The sequence below is a fragment of the Vibrio qingdaonensis genome (assembly GCF_026191675.1).
In the GTDB taxonomy this organism is placed as follows: Bacteria; Pseudomonadota; Gammaproteobacteria; order Enterobacterales; family Vibrionaceae; genus Vibrio; species Vibrio qingdaonensis.
Window position 1 is genome coordinate 235,223 of sequence record NZ_JAKRRY010000002.1, and the last position, 22,555, is coordinate 257,777.

Sequence of the window (22,555 nt, forward strand, 5' to 3'; positions counted from 1 at the left end):
GACAGTGGCGTTAAGTGCTAGTCAAATTTTGGTATTGCAGTGATTAACGGGACACCGGATATGGTTTCTAGTTGATGTCTGCGCCTAATGGTCGTGTCAAATAGCTCTAATACGATCGCCATGCCAATCCCAAGAGCAACGCCAGCCAAGATTCCTACGACGAAAAAGATGATCGCGGGGATATTGGTTGGGGCACTAGGGGTAAAAGGGCGATCAATAATTTTCACTCGTTTGTTTTGTTCAAATACACCAAGCGAACCCGTTAATTGAGCCATTTCGTAACGTTCGACCAGTTCGTCATATAACTGGCGTTTTAACGCGACATCTCGTTGTAGCTTTAACAACTGCTTTGCAGTACTCCCGTAGTTTTGAGCGGTATCAGTGAGATCGTCTATCATGCGCTTTAGGCTACCCGTCTCTTGTTTTAACGATTCATAACGGCTTCTTACCACTTGTAAGCTCAGCAGTTGAGTGATCAACACTGGTTGTAACTCACTGACCTGATTGCTGACTGAAGAATTAGCAATGTCCCATAGTTGGTCATTGTCTAAACTCGATTGTTCGGAGTTGAGAAGCAAGGTTCTTTCTTGCTCAAGCCGATCGAGTTCTCTCTCCCTTGCCTGCACAGCACTGTGGTTATTGGTATATTTCGCTTTGAGTAACGTGAGTGCACTGCGGGTTTCGATGATTTGTTCTTCTATCTTGCCGACAATAGGGTTGGTTTTAGATAGCTGCTGGTCTAACGTCCCGAGACTTTTTTCTACACCAGATAGCTCAGCTTCTTTTTCCGCGAGGGTTTGACGTAAAGACGCAAGGCGACTCAGATTTTCATTTTGCATTTCGGGTGTTGAAGATGAATACTGGTTGTAATAATTAGCCAGTGCTTGCTCTGCTGCGTCGAGATCTTGTTGTCGTTTGTCTATGTGTATGGCGAGAAATTCGCTGGAATCACGAATGGAGGAGCGCTCTGGCGCAAGTAACTCTTCAATAAAGTGGACACTGACGGCTTCGAGCATCGCTTGCATGCCTTCAGGTCGTGAGGCGGTGTGTTCGATTTTGATAAAATCTTTACTAAGTTGCGTTACCATCAAGCTTGACGACATTTTGTTGATGACTTGTTCTACTTCATCTGGGCGCATTTGATCATTGGTTAGCCCCAGATCATCGGCAACAGACAATAAAACGTGACGACTATTGAGCAGCGTTTTTAAGGCTGCGATGCGATCCTTTAGCATGGTAGAGACTGCAAGATCTTCAAGGAACGGATTCATTTTTGCGGTTTCTTGAATCAGCATGCTGGTATGAGCTTTGTATTTTAGCGGTGCTAAAGTGGCAATCGCATAGGCAATAAATGGCATGACCAATATTGGAATCGCGATGGCATAACGTCGTCGCCATGCCGCGGTGAAAATAATAAGGAGACGCAGCTTTAACTCACTCATATCGCCTCCAAATAATGCTCTAGTGTAATGACTCGCTGATCCCAACTTTCGCTGTCTACAATCCCTTTGGGCAGCTCTGCGGAGTGTAATTCAAGACGTTTTAGAGCCTGTATTAGTGAGGCAGAGTCGTGGACGACGTTAACATGCTCGCGGTAAGGGTCGAGCGCAGGAAAGTTACTGGCGACGATTGGGCGTCGAGAGGCTAAATACTCTTTAAGCTTGAGTGGGTTACATGCGATTATTTGTTCGTTCAATACAAAGGGCAATAGGCTGACCGTCCAGTGCTGGCTATAGCTAGGTAATTGCGAATGAGGGCGAGGTCCAAGATAGTGGACGTTATCGGCCTGAATGATAGGAAAGCTATCTAACTCTAATGGTCCAATAAAGACAAAGTCCCAATGGGGCAATGCTCGGATTGCGTCATTCAATAATGGGTAATCTATCCAATCTGACAGGCTGCCATAAAAGCCTGCGATAGGACGCTGATTGTTAGGGAGATCGGTAGCTCGTATTGTAGGAGTCGAAAACTTTCCGCAGTCAACACCATGGCTTAAGACATTTGTTTTGGAGTCTGGGAACTTGCTCAGTAATTTGTCGCTTGCCGTAATGATCATATCGGCATTGGCAACCAGTCTTTCTTCGTGTTCTAACACAGTACGATGGTCAACACCGGCGAGCGCCCCAAAATCATCGCCGCAATAGTATAGAACAGGGTAGTCTCCTAGCAGTGGGCATACATCAACAGCGGTGGGTAGCGAGGTCCAGACGAGTGCATTATTCAGTGATAACTTATTGATAATAGGTCGAAGCTGATAAGCCATTAGGTTTGCGGCCAGCTTTCTCGCCATTGCAGAGCGAGGAGCTGGTATGGTGATGAGATTGACAATTGTTATTGAACTCGGCACCGTTTCGGTGTCCAAATCAAGTTGATGAGACTTGTCTTTGCCAAGAAGTTTATTTGCCGCTCGATGAAGATCGTGGCGGCTAAAACGGGGTTGGCGTAGGCCAATGGAGTTGATCCACAGCACTTTTCGTTGCTTGGCGAGACGCTTGACCAAGTGCTGTGTGCTTGACGGCAGAGCACCAAAATCTTCCCCAAATACAATCAGATCTCTCATCATTATTCCCTTATTTGAGTGGCAGCGACGGCTATTCATTTGCATTGAACCATTACTGATCTTGGTTGATATATTTGACTATTTTTGCAGGGCTACCTGCTGCAATTACGTTCGAAGGTAAATCATGGGTGACGACGCTACCAGCAGCGACAATTGTCCCTTCGCCAACGGTCACTCCAGGTTGTATGGTGACGCCCGTGGCTAGCCAAACATCTTTTTCAAGGATGATACTGCCGATGCGATGATCTTCATCAGGGTCGCCTAATGCACGTTTCTTTGCGTTGAGAGGATGTCCGGAGTAACCAAAGAGCTGACAACGACCCGCAATTCTCACATTATCTTGAATCTCAACCAGCTCTGACACGGCAATGGTGACTTGCCATCCAATATCAACATTGCTACCTACAAGTAGTTTGGGCTGTACTTGAGGGTCTGGATGGGGAGTGGTTCGACCGCTGAATGTCGTGTGTCCGGAGACACGACAGTCGTTACCTAACTCAATGGTCAGCGGTCCAGTAATAAGGGGCAGGCCACTATAAAGATATAAGGAGTGACCATAGCTTGCGATACGTCCTTTAAATGCCGGCGTATAAATAACCAAACGCGTGAATGTTTCAATACTATTGCGACATAAAGTCACCAACGCGTAGAGAACGTTGTTGTAGAACCGTGGTGTGGGAAGGCCGGTTGCCCGTGTTTTTTTCAAAAAGACAAACAGCTTTTGCATTTTAGGATTCGGGTGCGAGCGTAACCAAGTTTTAAAATCAAATGAAGTAGTGGCGTTCATCGTTGAAGTCCTTGTCAAAAAGCTTGAGGTCTTCATAGAATTACAAGAAGCGAGCCAACTATTTTTATTGTTTTAAAACAGATAATTAGTTCTATCTGTGGTTAGCGAGGGTGAGTGTTCTCAAATTGAGAAGCAATTTGTGAGACGGCGATAGTGAGAGCAGCGAGGAGATAGATGGGCCAATTGAAGCCTTGAGTGAGAAAAGTACCAGAAACAATAGTGCCGATTAATCCGCTATAAACAGCGAGTGCCATTGACAAAAGATAAGGGGGGACATTGGTTTGGTTATCGATGGTTTGGCTATCGATAGTTTGTAGGGTTTGGCGAGCGCATTTCACTAAAGAATAGATAAACATGATGAACAGGCCTAGACCTAAAAAACCGGTTTCGGCTAACACGCCAAACCATGTACTGTGGACCGCATGATTGACGCCATCCCAGTGGGGGCTGTAGAAAAAGTAGTTATAATAAAAATTATCCAAACCGACACCAAAGATTGGATTATCTAGTGCCATTTTATAGGCCGCTTCCCAAGCATACAGCCGCCCCATTGCGGACGCATCAATCCCAACTTCTTCCGCACCGCCAGAAGCACGGTCGGAAATGCCCGCAACGGCGTATAAAGCGAGAGCGGCAATCCCGCCGATAGAAAAGAACAAGGTTTTAGATTGAATAAGTCGCCAAGCATAGACGCCGAATACGGACATTGAGCCAAGCAATCCTCCACGACTTTGAGTCGCGATCACGGCGAGCAACAACACGATAGAGGTAATGAAAGAAAAAGTACGAAAAAAGCCACCTATCCCTTTTGTCGTCGCAGCGCCGACAGAAAACGCCAGTGGGAACATTAGCACTAACGCGAGATCATTTGGGTCACCGAGCATAGAGCCAAAATCTCGCCCAATGGTGACACGGGAGCCCTCAACCAGCCCGATACCGTTAACGGAGTTGAACAGGGCAACGCAACCGACAAGTAATCCTGATGTGACCATCAAGAAAGAGAACCGTGACAGTTCTTTGGGAGAGGTGATAAGCCAAGACACGGCTAATGTCATGACCATGATTTTCCAGTAGGTACCATTGAACATTGCGATGGCAACGCCTCTGTTAGCCGCCAGAATGACGCCGATGATGACCAGCCCCCAAAAAGCAATAAGCCATATGTAAGTTCGATGCCAATAGAGTTTGACTTGCTGACTGACCAGCGTGTGCCAAAGTAAAGCACCAAGTGCTCCTGCGGATAACATTAGCGGGAACTTTAATGGGTAAAGGACCGGGAAAACCTCATGAATTCGGAAAAATGAAAAGACAATGAAGAGGGTCACGAGCCAAAAGGTTTGACTAAGAACAAATAAAATTGCTATGGGCAATAAACTGAGTGCTAGCCCTAAGGCAGGATGGGGGATGAACCACCAAATAAGTCCAACGAACAAGGTAACCCCAAGGCTGAGTAAGCCATGTTTTGCGGTTGGGTTAGCGTGCGTGGTTGTCATCTAAGGCTCACTCTGCTGCAGGGCTGGCAGTTGGGTTAGTGCAAAACGCTGCAGCAATAATGCGGTTAATAGAATAAAAATAGGTGAGAGGAGGCTCATGATCAAGCGAGCAGTCATATCTTGTATATAGATGGACAAGAAGCAAAAACTGATGGATAGCATTGCTAAAGTAAGTAATGAACCACAGTCATAATGGAGATGGTAAAAACGGTGACTGACGATGCTAATAGCAACAAACCGTCCTATGCCCACTAGGGCTAGGGCCGTTAGTATGGCGATGATTCCCCATTGCCCTGCCACAAAAGCGCTAGAAACGCCGCCGACGGCACTGATCAAGTTGATGGTGAATAGGTGCTGAGTCTGTTTGCGATAAAGAATGCCGATGTTAGTGATTTCCCCCATTTCCTTGAACATGGCGATCATTAGGGCGGGAACGATGAAGGTGATGGCAGGCTCGTAGTCAATAGGCAGCGCGATTGAAATAAACAGCGGGGCAGCATAACTCATCGCAGCGACAAGCATAAAAATATAGATGAGTCCGGCTTGCGATATTCTGATGACTGCCGTACGGCCTTGTTCTTTGATCATCTGAAATCGTTTTGGCATCCACCACATACCGAAAGGCTGAACCAATAGACACATGGCAAGCGCAAATTTAGCTGCGATGGCGTATAGCCCAAGTTCCAGTAGTGATGTGTTCGCCGCGAGTATCCACCTTTCGGCACCACTTAGGCCAAAGGCAACAAGACCTGAACCGACAATAGGTAGACTGTAAATGAGGTACTGCTTCATCGGTGATATGGGTATTTTTCGCCAACGAAATTGGTTTGCGACTTGTAATGCCACCATTTGGAATACTGTTGCCACAAGCCCTGCCCAAAGAATGGCGCCCACTGTCGCATGTAGATTGAGTGCAATGACGATCCAGGTGACTTGAATGAGACTGGCGATTGCACTAATGACGAAAAATGAGCGAGCTTTGTCCTGCATTCGAAGCCAAGCAGTGGAGACAGAGAGTGGTCCAGTAAAGAGTACGCTCACTAGTACCAGTAGCAGTTCTTTATGCGTTATAGGAGACAGAAGCTGGTGGTCTAGAGTAAACGCTAACAAACAAAGTGGTAGACCGATAATTGCGGCTACTAAGCACGATAAACTAAAGAGTCGATTAGCGATTACGTATTGTTTTTTTACCGAGGTAAAGTGACCAGCATATCGATAAAGGGCTTCATGAAGGCAAAAGGTAATGAATAAGCCAACAAACACGCTAATTGTTGCCAGTAGTTCAAGCTTACCAATTTGTTCTGGCGCCAAATATCGAGTAATGAACGGCAGCATGATGAGTGAAAGCCCTCGTGTTACGACAATGCTAAAGCCATAAGTGATGAAGTGTTGCCAAGACTTATTCATGAGAACTTTCTCGTAGGCACATTGGTTGAGAAAGTATCGAAATTGAATGAGCAGCATCGTGATAACAAATATCGGCACGGTAGTGTTGCGCTTTTTCTAAAGTTGCAATACTGATTTCTTCGCGTAACAGCGGTGACTGATTGAGTAACACAAGTTTATCTGCAAGAGACGTTGCATTGTTTGGTTGATACTTCAAACAATCAACGTTATCGGTGAGTATTTGATCCCAGTACGCGCCGTCTTCTGGAATGACTGGGCATAAGCCTGCCGCCATCGCTTCTAGTACTGAAAGACCAAAAGGCTCATGGGTACTGGTGGAGACGAAAATACTGCACTGTTTGCGGATATCATCAAGATTGTCTGGTTGCTCGTGCCAGCTTAATGTCGCTAGTGGCTGAGGGGCCTGACATTGTTCGTGTTGCGATATCATGGCACTCGGTTTGATGTAACAAATATCACCTTCAGCAGGGCAATCCATGCTCTTTATTGCTGCCGTAAGAAGGTCGAGGTTTTTCCATTTTAGCAGTGATGCAGCCCAAAATACTCGTGCTTGAGATTGTTGGCGAAGACTTGGCCATTGCGATACGCTGAGCCCATTAATGAACGGTGTCGCATTAATATGGCAAAGTTGAGTGCCATCATTCAGCATTGATAATGCGAGCGTAATGGAGGCTTCTGTGCTTTCTAAGTAATAAATCTGGTCAGCTTGTTTTAGGCACCAGGCGACAGAGCGAGAATTGCCAACCGGTCCGTGGATGAATTGAATAATTGGCAGTTTAAGTAGGGTTTTGAGCAGGTAAAGTACCATGTCTGACCCTGGCTGAGTTGTTCCTATTAGTAAGGTAGCCTTGGGTAGCCAAGTGAGATAAGCCATGCACAAGCATAGGCGAAATAGCAGTACTAAATAAAACGCTCGCCCCGTGATCGACGACATCCAAGATGAAAAAGGAATAGTGAGTATTTTGATTTCCTTTCCCTCAGTTCGAGCATACTCTTGCCATCCTTGTGGGTGAGCGGTAATCACGCTGACGGAAAAATCAGGCTCATCACAAACTGAGAGAATGGCTTGAGTGGCGACTTTTGATCCACCATGAAAGGGCATTGGGTCAAAGATCACCGCGTGGCGGTTTGGTGTAGACTTGCTGTCAGGGACTGGGTTCAAATTAGACATGACGAACACCTCCCACCCAATGGCGCTGAACATAGGTTTTTAGCGGTCTTAATGCTGCAAAAAGAGACACACTTTCCTGAGCTTGGCTTTTGATGACTTTGTCATAGATATGCTCAATCGCTCGGGTGTTAGTTTGTACACTGAGGTGCTTAGACACATAGTTATAAGCATGGTCGGCTAGTGTCGGAGATAAGCTTGAAAACTCATCAATAAGTCGGCACCACTGAACTAATAGCTCATCATCACCATGATTGTCGAAGAGAAGAGCACTGGTATTGTGGGTAACAAATTCTGGGATACCGCCTATATTTGGCGCAATAATGGGCAATTTAGCTAAGGCTGCTTCGGCGATAACCAGTCCAAATGCTTCTTCTCGAGTTGCGCTGATAAATCCGTCGACACCCCCGACTAGCCATTGCGAGACATTGGATTGCTCACCAACGAATGTGACATGCTTTTCGATGCGAAGGTGTGTAGCGAGAGATTGCAGCGCCTGCCTTAATTCCCCATCGCCAATAACCACCAAGTGCAGGTTCGGGTAGTGGGGAGTAAGTCGAGTTAAAGCATGTAGCAACCGATCGACGCCCTTACGGTGAATAAGTGAACCTACGGTTGCAAATAGGAGCGTGTTATCAGGGAGTTGGAGTTCCTGTTTTACCCACGATGACTGCTGTTCTTGATACTGTTCTTGTGTAGCCCCTGACGCAGAGGGATTCGGTATGCCGTTGTGAATTACGTCAAGTTGATCTTTTGGGAAGCCGTCAGCAAGCAGGTTTTTAGAGATGGCATGGCTTACCGTCACGACTCGTGGTGAGAGATGTAATCCAAGCCAAAAACGATCGCGTAGCATATAGTCTGAGTGTAGTTGGGTGACTAAAGGCGTACCCGTTATCTTGGCAACGAAGTTCATCCATTGGCATGGTGCGCCACTGTTGACATGAATAGCATCAATGTTGAATTGCTTAATGAGCGCGATCCCTTTACTGATGAGTTGGAACCAGTTTTTGACGTTGAAATTCGGTTGGTATCCTCCCATTAGTAGGGTGAAGTGATCCAGTTGAGAGTCAATGGAGTGGGTCGCCAGCAGATCATTCAGAGCGTGGTTATTCGTCCAGACAACCGGGTGATACTCTGCAGTGTTTAAGTGGTTGATGAGTTGAATGAGGCATTGCTCACTACCACGAATCCAGTTTTCTCCAAAGTGGACATACAAGATGTTTTTCATGTTGGCCTCGCAATCATTCACGCAAAAGTTCAATCGATACCTAACTAGAGCAATTGCGATGCCAATAAAATATATCAATTTAAAACAGTGGTTTACGATTTATGTTGCGTTATTTTAAGAGCGAGTGACAGGGATTCTCAATATAGGAATCAGTTTGCAATGTGAGTGGGTTCGCGTGAGAGCAGAGTTAAAGACAGAAAACCGACGGCTTATTGCTCTCAACCCTAAAGTGATGTTTCTGGTGAGGCGTGTTGGTATAGGTCAAGTAACTGTGGAATGATAATGTCAGTAGAGTAGTGCTGTTGAATTTGTCGGTGAGCCGCTTGGCTGAGCCGTTGGCGCTGTTCAGCTGGCATGTCTAGCCATCTATTGAGTGCGCTCACCATTTCTAGATTGGATTCAACAATCCAGCCATTCTTGCCGGTTTCAATTAATGCGGGTAGTTGCCCTAGCGGGAAACTCATTACGGGAATCCCCCTAGACATGGCTTCTAATGCGGCCATGGGCAACCCTTCAAATCTGGAAGTAATGAGCAGCAGATCGATACGCTCCCACACTACATCCATGGTTTTTTGTTGGCCATGGAATGTCACGTTGGACGGAGCATTATCTTGTAGCTGCGCGAGCATGCTTCCGTCTCCATAAATATCGAAGTGACCACTTGGGCAGGATGCTGCGACCTCTAGAAAGCGATCCGGTCCTTTTTCTTCACTTAGACGTCCAACAAAAGCGATTCGGTTTTGGCAATGCGATTGAACAGGCTGAAGTGGAACAAAATTATTAACCAATGCGGCATCCTGCCTACGAGGTAGCTTTGCTAATATTGCTTCACTGACAGCAATACGCAGATGGTTATAGACTGAACTATAACGGTCTAACCAGTCATATAGCCGAACTTTGCCCGATGGGGTCTCGCCGGCATGGAATGAGGCGACAAAAGCGATGTTGTGGTAACGGCCCCAAACGCGTGTGACCCTCGCTAGAATGTTGGCTTTATAACCGTGAGAGTGGATGACGGCGGGGGTATTTGACGACGCTATTGCCTGTTGAATCGCACAGTGTAACCGCCGCCATATTGGAACCCCGGGGTAGTTGATACTGAGTATTAGCGTAGTAATTTGATGCTGTTTGAGTTTTTCAACTAAAGGTGGTGACGTGCCGTACTGGTCAAATATGACCACAACGACGTCTTGCTGGTGGCGCTTTAACCCTTTCGCAAGCTCTAGAACATGCGTTTCTATGCCGCCAAATTGGCTGCTGTCCAAAACAAGCCAAACGTTATTGTTGATAGGCATCTTCCTCTGATTCCCATGCTTGCTTCTTACGGTAGACGGTTGATGGGCTGAGTTCGAGCAATACCGCTGCGTTCAGGACATTTCCATCACAAAAATCAATGGCTTGTTGGATAGCTTCCCTCTCTATTTGCCACATTGGTCTTATGCCATTGCTATGACTAATGTCTGATGTTGATGAGGAGGCATCGATGCTTGCAGTGTGTTGCTGAGCCACCATAGGCTCTGACTCCACCTCGGGATGCTGAATATCAGACTTACGACGTTCGATACCATTTGGCAGCAGGGCTCTGTTTGTCACATCATGGTTTGTTGGGGAAGGTTCAGGTAATTGCGCAGAGACGCTGGTGATAGAAGCGCGTTGCGCTGAGGCAATACTGAGAGACATTGAGGTACTACCAGGCGATGTCACTTCTGGGGGCAAGTGCTGTACACCTAGTGATTTATCATCATTCAACACGACAATATTACGGATAATGTTTTGAAGCTGCCTCACGTTACCAGGCCACGCGTATTTTTTAAAATAGCGTTGGGCATCTTGTGAAATACTTTGGAAGCGACGGTTATCTTGCTTGGCATACTGATTTAAGAAATGTTCAGCAAGCGTAACAATATCTTGCCCGCGTTCTCTTAATGGCGGCATGTGGACAGGGACCACGTGAACCCGATAGTAAAGGTCTTCCCGGAAACGCCCTTCTTGGACCTCAAGAATAGGATCGCGATTGGTCGCACAAATAATGCGAGTATCGACTTTATGTTCTTTTGTGCCACCTAGCGGCGTAAAGGTTCCGGTTTGTAAAAATCGCAGAAGCTTCTTCTGCATCTCTAAATCCATCTCGCACAGTTCGTCTAAGAATAGCGTACCGCCATGGGCAAGGGTTGCCGCGCCTTTTCGATCGGTTGTCGCGCCTGTAAATGCGCCTTTCATGTGACCAAAAACTTCACTCTCCATGAGATCTTTTGGGATAGCGCCACAGTTTATGGCGATAAACGGTTTGTCGCGACGATCACTTTCATTATGTATTGCGTTCGCGCACACTTCTTTGCCCGTGCCACTTTCACCAATAATGAAGACACTGGCATTGGTGTTCGCGACCGCATCAATAATCTTATATACCCCCTGCATTGGTAGCGAGGCACCGATGAAGCCATGAAAATGTTGTCGGTCTAAACGCTGTTGGATATCGTCCAACATGTGCTCAAGTTTTGCTTGTTTTAAATGAATGCTAATCGAGGTTTTGAGACGGTCGGCTCGAATGGGCTTTTCTAAAAAGTCTTTAGCCCCTTTCTGTATTAAGTGAACCGCAATATCAACACTACCGTGAGCAGTGGCGATAATGACTGGGACTTGCAGATTTTTTTCTGCAATCCATTCTAATATCACTTCACCTTGCATATCTGGAAGTTGCAAATCGAGAATAACTAGGGCAGGCAATGTGCGTTCAAGTACACGTTTTGCCTCACCGCCAGTAGCGACATGAATGACGTCGTAGGGTTCATCTTTCAAAAACTGTTTATAGAGTACAGCAAGAGATGACGAGTCTTCTATGAGAAGTACTTTCGGAGTCATGCCTCAGTCCTTGTTCTTGTTATTCATCCTTGATGACTTTAAGCATAGACGAAAACTGAGCATTGTTAATATTTTTTATCGGTAACAGTATGAAGGTTAAGGCTTTAATCACAAATTGCATTGAAAAAATGACGAGCAAGTCTTAATGGTAGACACATCCTCAAATAGACAATGACAAAAAGCGATTGTTATTGACTGAGCGCTTTAGGCGTGCAGTAAGAGTTTGTGGTAGCCAACTGAATCGATCGATTTCTCGGCAGATTTCTGAAGCGAGAGACGGTTGGTGTTGATAATTTAGAACGGTGCCAAGTACGCGAGTACGTTCGCCTTGAGTGAGACGTGCAATGGCGTTCTCTACTTGGTTAATGACCGTTACACCACTTAGTACGACGAGAATAGTGCCGTCGCACGCATTGGCGACACAAGGTGCAGGGATGTTATTTTTGTTTATGTTGAGAATGGGAGAAGTGTCAATGATCACGCGGTCATATTCCTCCAACCAATGGGTGACTTCTTGTTGTAATAAGCGGGGATCTTTGTAGGTGAGTCTAGTCGCGGGATCGCTTGGAGCGGCAATTCCTAGAAAGACACGAGGTGATGCGTTGTGCTGAACCCACGCGTTGCCGTGGTCCTCGACAGAATGCTCTTCATTAGCTATGGAGAGGGGTAATAGACTTGGGTGATGCATATTGAGGTCGACCAGCAAGGTTCTATACCCTGCCAGCAAATAACGTTCAGTTAATGCTTGAGCAATCGATGAGGTGCCTTCTTCTTCGTTACAAGCGGATATGCATAGTGAGCGACATTGATGAAGCTCTGCATTGAGGTAAATCTCTTCAATCTCTGAGTGAGTCGCAGGAATAGTCATTAGAGCGCTCCTATTAAAATAATCGTCGTGGTGAGTTTAAGAATATCGCTAAGACCCAGACGTGCTTTTTCGGCTAGGCTGTCTCGACGGTCAGGAATATAGATGGTGTCTCCAGCGCGAAGTACGGGAAGCTTTCTAATGTCAGCGGTTTTACTAAAAGACACGAGATCAAAAGAGCGCGCTTGCCCCTGACAACAGGACATATTTACAACGCTGATCTTTTCTAGGTAGGCTTTATCACTTGGGCCGCCAGCCTCTGCCAAAATGTCTAGTATGGTCATGTTGTCGTTAAACGAATAGCGACCAGGGTTATTCACGGCACCTAAGACTCTGATGGTTTCTTCTTTGGGGGTATCCAGCCAATTTTTATCTTTCTCAGGAATGTAGATGGTATCGCCAGGAAGGACATTTGGCAGAATAGTTTCATCCCCTGTTTCAAAGTATAGAGATAGATTCAATTTGCTCACTTTAGCGTAGGTTTTATCACGGTGTGTGACGCGAATATTGTGTATATCGGCGTCTTTAGTGGGACCGTCGGCCGCCGACAGGATATCCAAAAAGTGCATTTCATTGGTGAATCGATAGCGGCCGGGCGCATTGACTTGTCCGAAAACATAAATAGAGGCGTCGGAACTTTGTCTCACCCACTGCGATTTATTGTCAGAGGGATCTTGAGGAAGATCATGAATGCGAACAATGGTACCTGCAGTGATATAAGGCAGACCGGATTGAGGTGCGCCGTTTTTAATAAACTTGTCAAGATTGAAAACTTTCATTTTTCGGCCGTTAGCGATCTCAATTTTGGTTGTATCGGCCCTCAGAGTTGGCCCTCCTACGTGCGCCAATAAATCCATTAAATCCATTTCATCCGACCACTCAATACGCCCCGGGCGAACCACTTCACCAATCACATTCACAGCACGGTCTGGTGCGATTTTTAGCCAGGATTTTTCGTTCATATCGGTTTTTTCGGGAACAAAAATTGCGTCGCCAGGACCAATGTCTGGCGCTTTGTTCCCTTTGAGTCCTTCAGTGAATGCGGTCATATCAAATTTAATGACTTTGCCCGTTGATTTGATGACACGTATTTGACGCGACTCCGCGAAGCGAGTTGGGCCGCCAGCGTTGGCGAGAATGTCCATAAACGTCGCGCCGCGTTTACCTTCATAGGCACCGGGGCTGGCCACTTCACCCATAACATAAACGGTATTGGCTCCGGACTTAATTTCTTCTTCTTGTTTGGGGACGAAAATAGTGGCGCCCGCGACGAGTGGAGGAAGCTGCGAGGTATCACCTGAATCTAAGTAGCGTTTAAGATTGAATAATATCGGAACATTGTTACTGATCACACGAATCTGTTCCACGCCCGCATAGCGAGTGACGCCTCCTGCGCGCATAAGAATGTCAACGAGGTCGGTACCGGATTTGTAAGAAAATGAACCGGGCGCATTCACTTCCCCAAATACCTTGATGGCTTTTTTGGCGTCGGCACTGTCCCCAGCATCGGCAAGTTTAGAGGGATCAAATTCTTGTTCAATGTTACCGACCAGTGGTGAGGCAGGAACAAATAACGTGTCTAGAGATTGTAAGGTGGGTAGGTTGTTGTCATCCCCCGTGTCAAGAAAACGCTTGTAATCAAAATCCTGACGCTCAGCGCCCCGTTTTAAAATCATTTTGTTAAGCTGAGCGCCAGAGCGTAATCCACCTGCCGCGTGCAATGCCATTTGGATATTAGAATTGTGGGGAAGCGTATATTCGCCCGGAGATGTCACATAGCCTTGAACGGACACCAGTATTTGTCGTTCAGCGATGTACACCTTTGCATTCGTAGTATCACGAAAGGCTTGGGATAATGCGGTCGTTACCGTGGTTGCAAGTTGTTCTTCATCGTAGCCAGCAACGAAAATGGTCCCGACTTCCGGAAGTGAGATCCGGCCGCGTTTATCGACTTGAAATCCTCGATTAAGCGTCGACTCTCCGGGTAAGTCCACTTGAATTAGGTCACCAACTTGAACTTGTTTTGTCTCAGCATTAAGTGACAATGACACGAGAAGAAGCAAGCTCGTTAGACAGTACAGAGCAGGAGCCAATATTGATTTCATCATAATGCCTCCATCGCGGCGCTATTGGCCTCGTCGGCGAGAACTTCAATGCTAACTCGGCGGTTTGTTAAGCGAACGCCATCCGTATTACCTTCATACAGCGGTAACTCATCTCCTAGAGAATAGGTATCAATTCTTTTAGGGTTTAAACCGAAAATAGACAGGTAGCGCTTAACCTGCTGGGCTCGACCTAAAGCGAGTTTGTCATTGTGTTCACTGCTACCAGTAATATCAGCATGACCGGTTACGGAAAGGCGAATAGAGGTGTGACGTTTTAGGATATTCGCCGCTTCAGCAAGGTGTCCCATATATTTGGGGTTAATTTCGGTTGAATCGACGGCAAACTGATTATCGACATTAAGGAGGTCGTAAATCTGCTGAACGACTTGCATTAAGTTGTTGAAATCGTCGCCTTGCATTGGGGGCGCACAGCTCGCTTGTGAGCGGACGTAGTCGAGACGAAGCTCTAGGTCATTAAGTTTTTTGCGTTGAATTATGATGTCATTGGCAGCGTCAATCCATAGGCCTCCTTCTAGCTCTCTTGCAATACGATTTTGCTTTTCTTGGGCTTGTAATACCGCTGCTGGAAAACACCAGCTCGCCCCCTCACGAATGAGCGAATCGAGCTGAAGTTTCGCGAGTTTCCAATCAAACCTTAGTCCGTGCTCTGGGCCTAGTGGTTCATCGGGCATGACGGGTGAAAAATCTGACCCCGCGTATTGTTCTGCAACGCCACCCGTTCCTTCTTCAGGGTAACTTGAACACGCCGCTAACAGAAAAATAGCGGCGGAAACAGTGGCAACTTTTACGTGAGAAAATATATCCATATATTACTCCTAGCTCAACGTGATGAAGCCAAACGCTGTTGTTATTAGTATTCGTTATTACAAGTACTCGTTGTTGACATGCGTGTTGACTGGGATAGCTTGCCCAATTCGTAATAACTTCATGATTTGCAATGGTTGACCCGTGACGTTTTCAATTCTCATTATGCGTTCACGTTCAATCAGACGCTTATACAAATAAACAATAGCACCGATGCCTGAAGAATCCATAAAGTGGACCTTCTTTAGGTCGACTTCGACTTCATGGTGCCAATCATTGTGAATAATATTATCAATTTCAGTCTGAGCTTCGCGGCTACCTCTCGCATCAAAGTCACCGAAAAGCTGCACGCGTAGTGTATGATTATTGGTTTCTGCTTTAACTAGTTCCATGTCTATTGCCTCGAAAATTTGGGGACAATATTGAAATAGCATCAACTGTGCCAATTTATTAAAAGCTTTATTATCAGGTTGTTAGTGAGGGCTAGGGGATTGGAAGGATTGGTTTCTCAAAATAAAAAAAAGCGTCTCTCAATATGAGAGGCGCTTTTTAATACAAGGGATGAACGGACAGTCGGCTGGGTTTCTATCGCGTTCGTGGCTTACGATTTTTGTTGGGCTTGCCTGCGGAGTGCGGTGCATTATTGGTGCGACTACCGTTATTACGACCCCCGCTGTTGCGATTATCGTTGCTTTGACTATCGTTACTGCGGCTGTCATGATTTCTTCCGCCTGATGCCTTTGGCCCTTTGCTATTTCTTGGTTTATCAGTACGGATATCCGGTTGCCCTTTGGTGTGCTTAGTGGCAAACCGGTTTGCACCATGACGTCCTGACTTTCGTCTTTGTGCTGGTGTCTGTGAGTCCACATCTTCAGCAGGGACCAAGCAGCTCGCTTTATCACCAATAAGATAGGCTTTTCCCATGCTGGTTAAGGCTTCTCTGATCATTGGCCAGTTTGCTGGATCGTGGTAGCGCAATAGCGCTTTATGCAGGCGACGTTGACGCTCCCCTTTTGCAACAGGGATGTCTTCGCGCTTTTTGTATTTTACTCGTTTCAACGGGTTGGTTTCTGAGTAATACATTGATGTCGCGTTACACATTGGAGAAGGGTAGAAGTTTTGTACTTGGTCGCACTCGAACTCATTGCGCTTTAACCAAAGTGCAAGGTTCAACATGTCCTCATCCTCTGCTCCAGGGTGAGCTGAAATAAAGTAAGGGATCAGATATTGTTTCTTACCTGCCTCTTTACTGTATTTCTCGAACATCTCTTTAAAGCGGTCATAGGTGCCCATACCCGGTTTCATCATAAGGTCCAGCGGGGCTTTTTCGGTATGTTCAGGCGCAATTTTTAAGTAGCCACCGACGTGGTGCGTGACTAACTCACGAACATATTCAGGTGACTCAATCGCCAAGTCGTATCGAACGCCTGAGGCAATCATGACCTTTTTAATGCCGTCCACTTTCCTTGCTGACCGATAAAGGTCGATGGTGTGCTTGTGGTCGGTATTGAGTTTGTTACAGATACCAGGGAACACACATGATGGGCGACGGCAGTTCGCTTCAGCTTTTGGATCGGAACAGCCCAAGCGATACATGTTGGCTGTTGGCCCGCCTAAGTCTGAGATAGTGCCGGTAAATCCAGGTACTTTATCTCTGATCTCTTCTAGCTCACCGATAATTGATTCTTTCGAACGGTTTTGAATAATTCGTCCTTCATGCTCGGTAATTGAGCAGAACGAGCAACCGCCAAAGCAACCACGCATGATATTCACAGATGTTTTGATCATGTCATACGCTGGAATTTTTGCTTTACCATACATCGGATGTGGAACGCGTGCGTAAGGTAAGCCAAACACATAATCCATTTCATCCGTTGCGAGAGGAATAGGCGCTTGGTTAACCCATAATTCACGATTACCGTGGCGCTGGATTAGAGCCCGACCGGAGTAAGGATTGGTTTCTAGGTGCATTACACGGCTGGCATGCGCGTATAGAATACGGTCATTGTTCAGCTTTTCAAATGGAGGCAGCCGAACTGCAGTGGTCTTAGAGTCGTGGCGTGAGGGTCTAATGGCGATCGGTTTCGCTTCGACTGTGATATCGGGTTCTTTTTTATTGGTGTCGCAATTGCTTTCTACCGCGTAAGGGTTTTGTGGTACGAACGCCTTGCCTGGTTTCTCAATTCTAGAGGAATCAATGATGGTATAACCTTCGGGTTCTGCTGGAAGGTTAATCGCGGTACCACGAATGTTGGTTAATGTTGAGATGTCTTCGCCGTCAGCCAGACGATGAGCGACTTCGACCAAGGCACGCTCAGCATTACCGAAAAGCAGTATGTCTGCTTTTGCATCAAACAAAACTGAACGACGGACTTTGTCAGACCAATAGTCATAATGGGCAATGCGACGCAGGCTCGCTTCTATGCCACCGAGTACAATTGGGCATTCTTTGTAGGCTTCACGGCAGCGTTGAGAATAGACCAGTGTTGCACGGTCTGGGCGCTTGCCACCCTCGTTATTTGGTGTGTACGCATCGTCGTGGCGCAGTTTCTTGTCCGCCGTATAACGGTTGATCATGGAGTCCATGTTACCGGCAGTAATACCAAAAAATAGATTAGGTTGACCGAGTGTCATAAAGGCGTCTTTGTTCTGCCACTCTGGCTGAGCAATAATGCCAACTCGAAATCCTTGCGCTTCTAACAAACGACCGATGATAGCCATACCAAAGCTAGGATGATCGACATAAGCGTCGCCAGTTACAATAATAATGTCACAGCTGTCCCAACCAAGTGCGTCCATTTCTTTTCTGCTTGTTGGCAGAAAGGGAGCGACACCGAAGCATTCTGCCCAGTATTTTTTGGTTTCATGGATTGGGGTTATGTCGTTGTACATGAGTTGACCTCTAACTTTGGAGGCGCGCATTATATACTTCTAATCGGGAGACTTCAAAATTAAAGCTTTGTCAATAAAGACCGTAGGGTTATATGAACAGGGCGTTGAGCAAGAATAGTAAAGTGACTCAAGCTGATATATCATCAGCGCACTTTTAAGTCTGTGAACAATTGAAATTATGGTTTCTTCAATTCTAACGCTGTTAGCGCCGTCCATTACGGTAACCTTGCTGATTCTTACGCTCATTTTAGCCAAAGGTGATATTTGCCCTGGTCAACGTGGTCGAATTCATAAGCTATTGCCGGCCATAGGTTTACTGTGGTTGGCCATTGCTTCAATCAAAATTGAAGCATTTCTTGTCGTTTTCGCGATTTTCTATTTTTACTCCAAGGTAAAAACAGGGAAAACCAGAGATAAAGGACCGTTCTGGGTTATCCATTTAGCGAATGGTTTTGGATTGGCTTTTTCGGGGATTCTTATTTCGTCACAAGCCACTTTAGGGCAAGGTGCTGCGCTATTAAGCTCAGGGCTGTTGCTTGGTAGTGCCTTTGCTCACCTGCTGTTAATTATTGCCCGATCGCGTTTACAAGCATTCCATCGGATTCTACCGATGTTTGGTGTGATTTTGACGATGGTGTTTGTACTGATATTTTTAATCAACGCTTATCACTGGCCTGAAGACATTGCTCAGCGTTATTTAGTCGAATTGCTGATGTCATTTCTGATGCTACTGATTGGTATCGTGTTTTGGATTTGGCATCTTGTTCGTCATACCGCTCCGGAAAAACGCCAACTTAGTATTGCTTTTTTCTGTTTGCTTTCCGCCTGTGTGGGTTTATTTAACCTGTATGCGTTTATGTAGTTTTCTTTGAGTGAATGTTGTCACGGCCTGTGACACTTAACTGTCTATTTCGTTAAAAAAGGCTAGTCTTAAAATGACTGGCCTTTTTTAGGGAGTATGACTATGGATTTGAGTAATGTAAGTGGCTTTGACAGTATTATTTTATTGGGTATCGTCAATGAGAAACTGCGCTTAGAGTGCGAGTCCTTTGAAGAACTGGTATGCATGTATGAGATGGATGTAGAAGGCGTGGTGGGCAAGCTTGATATGTTAGGTTATCAATATGATCCGCTCACTAATCAATTTAAGGCCTATCAGAGATAATCAGTGACAAAATTGAAAACAGCACGCTGCGAACGTGCTGTTGTCCTTAGTCGTGCCTGATTGTCGAGTGCGTATGTCATCGGATAAATTATAAGTGGTTTGAGGTGACTAGCCGCAACACTTTTTATATTTTTTATTGCTACCACATGGACAAGGATCATTTCTTGCTATTTTGGTTGACGCAACAGTAAGCGGGCGAGGGGCGATGGTGTCATCTAGCTCACCATCAACGTAATACCACTGGTTGTTTTCAAACAGGAATCGAGAGCATTCTGAAAGGCAATGTTCAAAACCATCTTGCTCAAGAAATGCTTTAAATGTGACATACCCTTCATTTGGACACGTGCCCGCTTCGGTACTTACCACTTCAAGTCTGGTCCAACTCTCATTGATAGATTCCGCAATGGATGCTCGTTCATTTTCGGCGTGACAGCTAGGATGATAGGTTGCGACAACAAAATCGACATTTTTTGTCATATGAGCACAAAAGCGCGCGCGCATTAATTGCTCTGGTGTGTTGGCTAAAAGAGGGTTGAGATGAACGGGTTGGCAACAAGCAGAAAAATCTACTTGGCTACCACAAAAGCAAAGTGACATATTGAGTCCAGATTAAGCGAGAGCGTGATATTCAGATTCGATCGTAAGTAGATCTTCGGTCCATTTTATCGCATCGTCGTAGTGTTTTGCTAGTCTATCATCATTCAGTCGTAACTTGTCGCGAATCGCGATGACAGAGCACCAGTCAGCACTTTCGTACGCTTTAACTAAGCAAAGGATATCGCCCAGCTTACCTTGCTTTATCACCAATGCAGATTTAACCAGGTTATTGATTGGCATTTTATGAACCAGCTCTTCTAAAGGTTGGTCAAATAGCGAATCTAGCAAAGAAAACATACCGGTTAGGAAGCCAAGTCCATCTTCAATATTGCTATCTAAATCTTGTAAGATGAGTTCACAGAAACGCGCGCGCTGAATCGATAGGCTATAAAGCGAATCGGGCTTGTCGTCTTGCGTTGAAGTAATCGCGACTAAGGAAATAAACTTGCGTAAGCGATCATCGCCCAAGTAAACCAGCGCTTGTTTAAATGATTTAATTTCTGCTCGGATCAAGTAGGACGAATTTACGAATGTGAGTAGTTTGTATGACAGTGTTACATCAACAGAGAACAACCGCTCGAGCTCATCATAATTAATATCAGGGTTAGAAATTTCTTTACACAGTTGAACGACAGTTAAAAACGACGGCTTTATCTGTTTACGTCTAATAAGTTGTGGCTTGCTAAAGAAATAGCCTTGGAATTGGGTGAAGCCGATCGACTTGGCCTGTTCGAACTCCTCATAGGTCTCTACTTTTTCAGCTAGGAAAGTGATGTCATGTGGTCGCAATTTTTCAATCAGTGCTTTCGCCTTATCCAATGGAAATTGGCGAATATCTATTTTAATGATTGAGGTGTAAGGTAAGAAAGGCAGCCACTCTTTTTTAGGTATGAAATCATCCAATGCAATGGTGTAACCCGCATTGGCCATTTTTTTGATTGCGAATAATAATTCTTGTGTCGGCTCACAGCTTTCAAGAATCTCAACCACCAAATTGTCTTTTGGAAACAGGGTTGGGACCAGATTAACGAGGCTTTGATAAGGGAAGTTTACAAAGCCAAGTTTATCGCCAATCGTACTGTAATGCGTTGCCAGAAAATGTTCCGAAAGTAGTCGGTTAGTGGCGATATCGGGATCGATATCAGGAAACGTATTATTGGGGCCATCCCTAAAAAGCAACTCATAACCAACGGTTTTTTGTTGGATATCTAAAATAGGTTGTCTGGCAATGTACGAGTATTTCAAATTTGGCATCATGATCTCATAAACGTATCAACTATCTTAACGTTTAATAGGTAACGTTGACTATCGATCTGTCGGATTTTCTGTGGAATGGCTCATGCTTTCAACAAAATCTCGTACTTGTAGTTGTTGTTTTTCAGGCGTACAGACCAATACGGAGCCTTGTGTGTACCAATCTCCTAAGACGATGCGCGTATATTCTTCGCTTCCAAGCTTGAACGAGTGAATATTAGGACGGTGCGTATGGCCATGAATCATCATATGTACGCCTTCTGCTTTCATTACGGTTTCCACCGCACTTTGTGCGACATCCATAATGTCGAGCGATTTTTCAACTTTCTCTACTCGGATATCGCCTTGTATCTTATTAACAATATGCTGTCTTGTAAAGAAAGGGAGGCGATTAAAAATCCACTGCAACCAAGGTTGATTGACCTTGGCACGGTAAGCTAAGTATTTTGTGTCGTCAGTACAGAGCGTATCGCCATGTAATACCACAACTTTCTTCCCATACAGATCAATAACGGTTTGCTCATGTAATAGCGTGACGCCTGTATCACGACAAAAACGCTTGCCGAGTAAAAAATCACGATTGCCTTGCAGAAAAAAGCACGGTACGCCTGAGTTGGTCAATTGCTTAAACTCATGGCGAATAGATTGAGCAAAATCAGAGGGGTCATCATCGCCGATCCAGAACTCAAATAAATCACCGAGCACATACAAGGCATCAGCGTGTACCGCTTCATGACGCATAAACTTGATGAAGCATTCTGTTGTGTCGGGAAGAGAAGGCGAGAGGTGTAAGTCGGATATAAATAGTGTTGTCATAATTAAAAAGGGGAGAGCCACGCTCTCCCTCACCGTTACTCGTGAATTGTTGTGCTGGTAATAAGCACTTCTTCTAGAGGGACATCTTGGTGCATACCCATAGAGCCAGTGCTAACGCCTTTGATTTTTTCTACGATATCTAGACCTTCAACAACTTCAGCAAAAACGCAGTAACCCCAACCATCAAGACTCTCTGAACGGAAGTCTAGGAACTTGTTGTCGTTTACGTTGATGAAAAACTGAGAGCTAGCAGAATGTGGTTCCATCGTACGAGCCATTGCTAATGTACCTACCTTGTTGCTTAGGCCATTGTTTGCTTCATTTTTGATAGTTGCACGTGTTGTTTTTTCTTTTAGGCCAGACGTCATACCGCCGCCTTGAATCATGAAACCATCGATAACACGGTGGAACAAAGTGTTGTCGTAAAAACCATCACGGCAGTACTGTAAGAAGTTTGCACTTGTTTCTGGTGCTTTCTCTTCGTTTAATTGAACCTTGATGTCGCCGAAATTAGTATGAAGGGTGATCATG

Annotated in this window: 20 protein-coding genes; 2 read left to right on the forward strand and 18 right to left on the reverse strand. The window is 45.5% G+C overall.

All coding sequences use genetic code 11. The features are described from left to right. Positions 1–17: 17 nt before the first annotated feature. The 14 genes from MD535_RS03015 to MD535_RS03080 all read right to left on the reverse strand — a co-directional run bounded on the left by MD535_RS03015 (position 18) and on the right by MD535_RS03080 (position 18,192). Positions 18–1,442: a GumC family protein gene (locus tag MD535_RS03015; protein WP_265673456.1), complete on the reverse strand. Its 1,425-nt coding sequence runs from the start codon at positions 1,440–1,442 to the stop codon at positions 18–20. After that, positions 1,439–2,560 carry a glycosyltransferase gene (locus MD535_RS03020; RefSeq protein WP_265673578.1) on the reverse strand — a complete coding sequence of 374 codons (1,122 nt, stop codon included), beginning with the start codon at positions 2,558–2,560 and terminating at the stop codon, positions 1,439–1,441. The genes MD535_RS03015 and MD535_RS03020 overlap by 4 nt, the downstream gene beginning before the upstream one ends. Before the next feature lie 52 nt (positions 2,561–2,612). Continuing rightward, positions 2,613–3,347 carry an acyltransferase gene (locus MD535_RS03025; RefSeq protein ID WP_265673457.1) on the reverse strand — a complete coding sequence of 245 codons (735 nt, stop codon included), beginning with the start codon at positions 3,345–3,347 and terminating at the stop codon, positions 2,613–2,615. A 101-nt stretch (positions 3,348–3,448) separates the two neighbouring features. Continuing rightward, positions 3,449–4,840, reverse strand: a complete 1,392-nt coding sequence (locus MD535_RS03030) for an O-antigen ligase family protein (protein WP_265673458.1) — start codon at positions 4,838–4,840, stop codon at positions 3,449–3,451. Continuing rightward, positions 4,841–6,247 (reverse strand): lipopolysaccharide biosynthesis protein, encoded by a 1,407-nt coding sequence (locus MD535_RS03035; protein WP_265673459.1) that lies wholly within the window; start codon positions 6,245–6,247, stop codon positions 4,841–4,843. It lies immediately after the preceding gene. Beyond that, the gene (locus MD535_RS03040; RefSeq protein WP_265673460.1) at positions 6,240–7,418 is read right to left on the reverse strand and encodes a glycosyltransferase family 4 protein; all 1,179 of its coding nucleotides are present in this window, start codon (positions 7,416–7,418) and stop codon (positions 6,240–6,242) included. The genes MD535_RS03035 and MD535_RS03040 overlap by 8 nt, the downstream gene beginning before the upstream one ends. Beyond that, positions 7,411–8,643, reverse strand: a complete 1,233-nt coding sequence (locus MD535_RS03045) for a glycosyltransferase (RefSeq protein ID WP_265673461.1) — start codon at positions 8,641–8,643, stop codon at positions 7,411–7,413. Before MD535_RS03045 ends, MD535_RS03040 begins: the two co-directional genes overlap by 8 nt. A 224-nt stretch (positions 8,644–8,867) precedes the next feature. Continuing rightward, a complete protein-coding gene (locus tag MD535_RS03050; RefSeq protein ID WP_265673462.1) occupies positions 8,868–9,938 on the reverse strand; it encodes a glycosyltransferase family 4 protein in 1,071 nt (356 codons plus the stop codon). After that, a complete protein-coding gene (locus MD535_RS03055) occupies positions 9,922–11,505 on the reverse strand; it encodes a sigma-54-dependent transcriptional regulator (RefSeq protein ID WP_265673463.1) in 1,584 nt (527 codons plus the stop codon). Before MD535_RS03055 ends, MD535_RS03050 begins: the two co-directional genes overlap by 17 nt. A 160-nt stretch (positions 11,506–11,665) precedes the next feature. Continuing rightward, the gene (locus MD535_RS03060; RefSeq protein WP_265673464.1) at positions 11,666–12,373 is read right to left on the reverse strand and encodes a P-loop NTPase family protein; all 708 of its coding nucleotides are present in this window, start codon (positions 12,371–12,373) and stop codon (positions 11,666–11,668) included. Next, on the reverse strand, positions 12,373–14,475 hold the full coding sequence (locus MD535_RS03065) for an SLBB domain-containing protein (RefSeq protein ID WP_265673579.1): 2,103 nt from the start codon (positions 14,473–14,475) through the stop codon (positions 12,373–12,375). Before MD535_RS03065 ends, MD535_RS03060 begins: the two co-directional genes overlap by 1 nt. After that, a complete protein-coding gene (locus MD535_RS03070) occupies positions 14,475–15,302 on the reverse strand; it encodes an OmpA family protein (RefSeq protein WP_265673465.1) in 828 nt (275 codons plus the stop codon). Before MD535_RS03070 ends, MD535_RS03065 begins: the two co-directional genes overlap by 1 nt. A 57-nt stretch (positions 15,303–15,359) precedes the next feature. Beyond that, positions 15,360–15,692, reverse strand: a complete 333-nt coding sequence (locus MD535_RS03075) for an STAS domain-containing protein (protein ID WP_265673466.1) — start codon at positions 15,690–15,692, stop codon at positions 15,360–15,362. A gap of 193 nt (positions 15,693–15,885) precedes the next feature. Further along, positions 15,886–18,192, reverse strand: a complete 2,307-nt coding sequence (locus MD535_RS03080) for a YgiQ family radical SAM protein (protein WP_313897270.1) — start codon at positions 18,190–18,192, stop codon at positions 15,886–15,888. A 178-nt stretch (positions 18,193–18,370) separates the two neighbouring features. Between MD535_RS03080 and MD535_RS03085 the strand changes: the two genes are divergently transcribed. Both MD535_RS03085 and MD535_RS03090 read left to right on the forward strand, forming a co-directional pair. Continuing rightward, a complete protein-coding gene (locus MD535_RS03085) occupies positions 18,371–19,054 on the forward strand; it encodes a hypothetical protein (protein WP_265673467.1) in 684 nt (227 codons plus the stop codon). A 102-nt stretch (positions 19,055–19,156) separates the two neighbouring features. Then, positions 19,157–19,357, forward strand: a complete 201-nt coding sequence (locus MD535_RS03090; protein WP_265673468.1) for a DUF4250 domain-containing protein — start codon at positions 19,157–19,159, stop codon at positions 19,355–19,357. Positions 19,358–19,465: 108 nt separating this feature from the next. On the opposite strand, the gene MD535_RS03095 is transcribed toward MD535_RS03090, so the two are convergent. From MD535_RS03095 to MD535_RS03110, 4 genes are read right to left on the reverse strand one after another with little or no spacing between them, the layout of a single operon-like run. Then, the gene (locus tag MD535_RS03095; protein ID WP_265673469.1) at positions 19,466–19,954 is read right to left on the reverse strand and encodes a YchJ family metal-binding protein; all 489 of its coding nucleotides are present in this window, start codon (positions 19,952–19,954) and stop codon (positions 19,466–19,468) included. 12 nt (positions 19,955–19,966) lie between these two features. Further along, positions 19,967–21,199: an EAL and HDOD domain-containing protein gene (locus MD535_RS03100; RefSeq protein WP_265673580.1), complete on the reverse strand. Its 1,233-nt coding sequence runs from the start codon at positions 21,197–21,199 to the stop codon at positions 19,967–19,969. 60 nt (positions 21,200–21,259) lie between these two features. After that, a complete protein-coding gene (lpxH, locus tag MD535_RS03105; protein WP_265673581.1) occupies positions 21,260–22,024 on the reverse strand; it encodes a UDP-2,3-diacylglucosamine diphosphatase in 765 nt (254 codons plus the stop codon). A 35-nt stretch (positions 22,025–22,059) separates the two neighbouring features. Next, complete coding sequence (locus MD535_RS03110) at positions 22,060–22,554, reverse strand: peptidylprolyl isomerase (protein WP_102470481.1); 495 nt, start codon at positions 22,552–22,554, stop codon at positions 22,060–22,062. Between the last annotated feature and the right edge of the window lies 1 nt (position 22,555).

Bases quoted from the DNA above. Each gene is read 5' to 3' on its own strand.
- MD535_RS03015 (WP_265673456.1), bottom strand. From the start codon at position 1,442: ATGAGTGAGTTAAAGCTGCGTCTCCTTATTATTTTCACCGCGGCATGG.
- MD535_RS03020 (WP_265673578.1), bottom strand. From the start codon at position 2,560: ATGAGAGATCTGATTGTATTTGGGGAAGATTTTGGTGCTCTGCCGTCA.
- MD535_RS03025 (WP_265673457.1), bottom strand. From the start codon at position 3,347: ATGAACGCCACTACTTCATTTGATTTTAAAACTTGGTTACGCTCGCAC.
- MD535_RS03030 (WP_265673458.1), bottom strand. From the start codon at position 4,840: ATGACAACCACGCACGCTAACCCAACCGCAAAACATGGCTTACTCAGC.
- MD535_RS03035 (WP_265673459.1), bottom strand. From the start codon at position 6,247: ATGAATAAGTCTTGGCAACACTTCATCACTTATGGCTTTAGCATTGTC.
- MD535_RS03040 (WP_265673460.1), bottom strand. From the start codon at position 7,418: ATGTCTAATTTGAACCCAGTCCCTGACAGCAAGTCTACACCAAACCGC.
- MD535_RS03045 (WP_265673461.1), bottom strand. From the start codon at position 8,643: ATGAAAAACATCTTGTATGTCCACTTTGGAGAAAACTGGATTCGTGGT.
- MD535_RS03050 (WP_265673462.1), bottom strand. From the start codon at position 9,938: ATGCCTATCAACAATAACGTTTGGCTTGTTTTGGACAGCAGCCAATTT.
- MD535_RS03055 (WP_265673463.1), bottom strand. From the start codon at position 11,505: ATGACTCCGAAAGTACTTCTCATAGAAGACTCGTCATCTCTTGCTGTA.
- MD535_RS03060 (WP_265673464.1), bottom strand. From the start codon at position 12,373: ATGACTATTCCTGCGACTCACTCAGAGATTGAAGAGATTTACCTCAAT.
- MD535_RS03065 (WP_265673579.1), bottom strand. From the start codon at position 14,475: ATGAAATCAATATTGGCTCCTGCTCTGTACTGTCTAACGAGCTTGCTT.
- MD535_RS03070 (WP_265673465.1), bottom strand. From the start codon at position 15,302: ATGGATATATTTTCTCACGTAAAAGTTGCCACTGTTTCCGCCGCTATT.
- MD535_RS03075 (WP_265673466.1), bottom strand. From the start codon at position 15,692: ATGGAACTAGTTAAAGCAGAAACCAATAATCATACACTACGCGTGCAG.
- MD535_RS03080 (WP_313897270.1), bottom strand. From the start codon at position 18,192: ATGTACAACGACATAACCCCAATCCATGAAACCAAAAAATACTGGGCA.
- MD535_RS03085 (WP_265673467.1), top strand. From the start codon at position 18,371: ATGGTTTCTTCAATTCTAACGCTGTTAGCGCCGTCCATTACGGTAACC.
- MD535_RS03090 (WP_265673468.1), top strand. From the start codon at position 19,157: ATGGATTTGAGTAATGTAAGTGGCTTTGACAGTATTATTTTATTGGGT.
- MD535_RS03095 (WP_265673469.1), bottom strand. From the start codon at position 19,954: ATGTCACTTTGCTTTTGTGGTAGCCAAGTAGATTTTTCTGCTTGTTGC.
- lpxH (WP_265673581.1), bottom strand. From the start codon at position 22,024: ATGACAACACTATTTATATCCGACTTACACCTCTCGCCTTCTCTTCCC.
- MD535_RS03110 (WP_102470481.1), bottom strand. From the start codon at position 22,554: ATGATCACCCTTCATACTAATTTCGGCGACATCAAGGTTCAATTAAAC.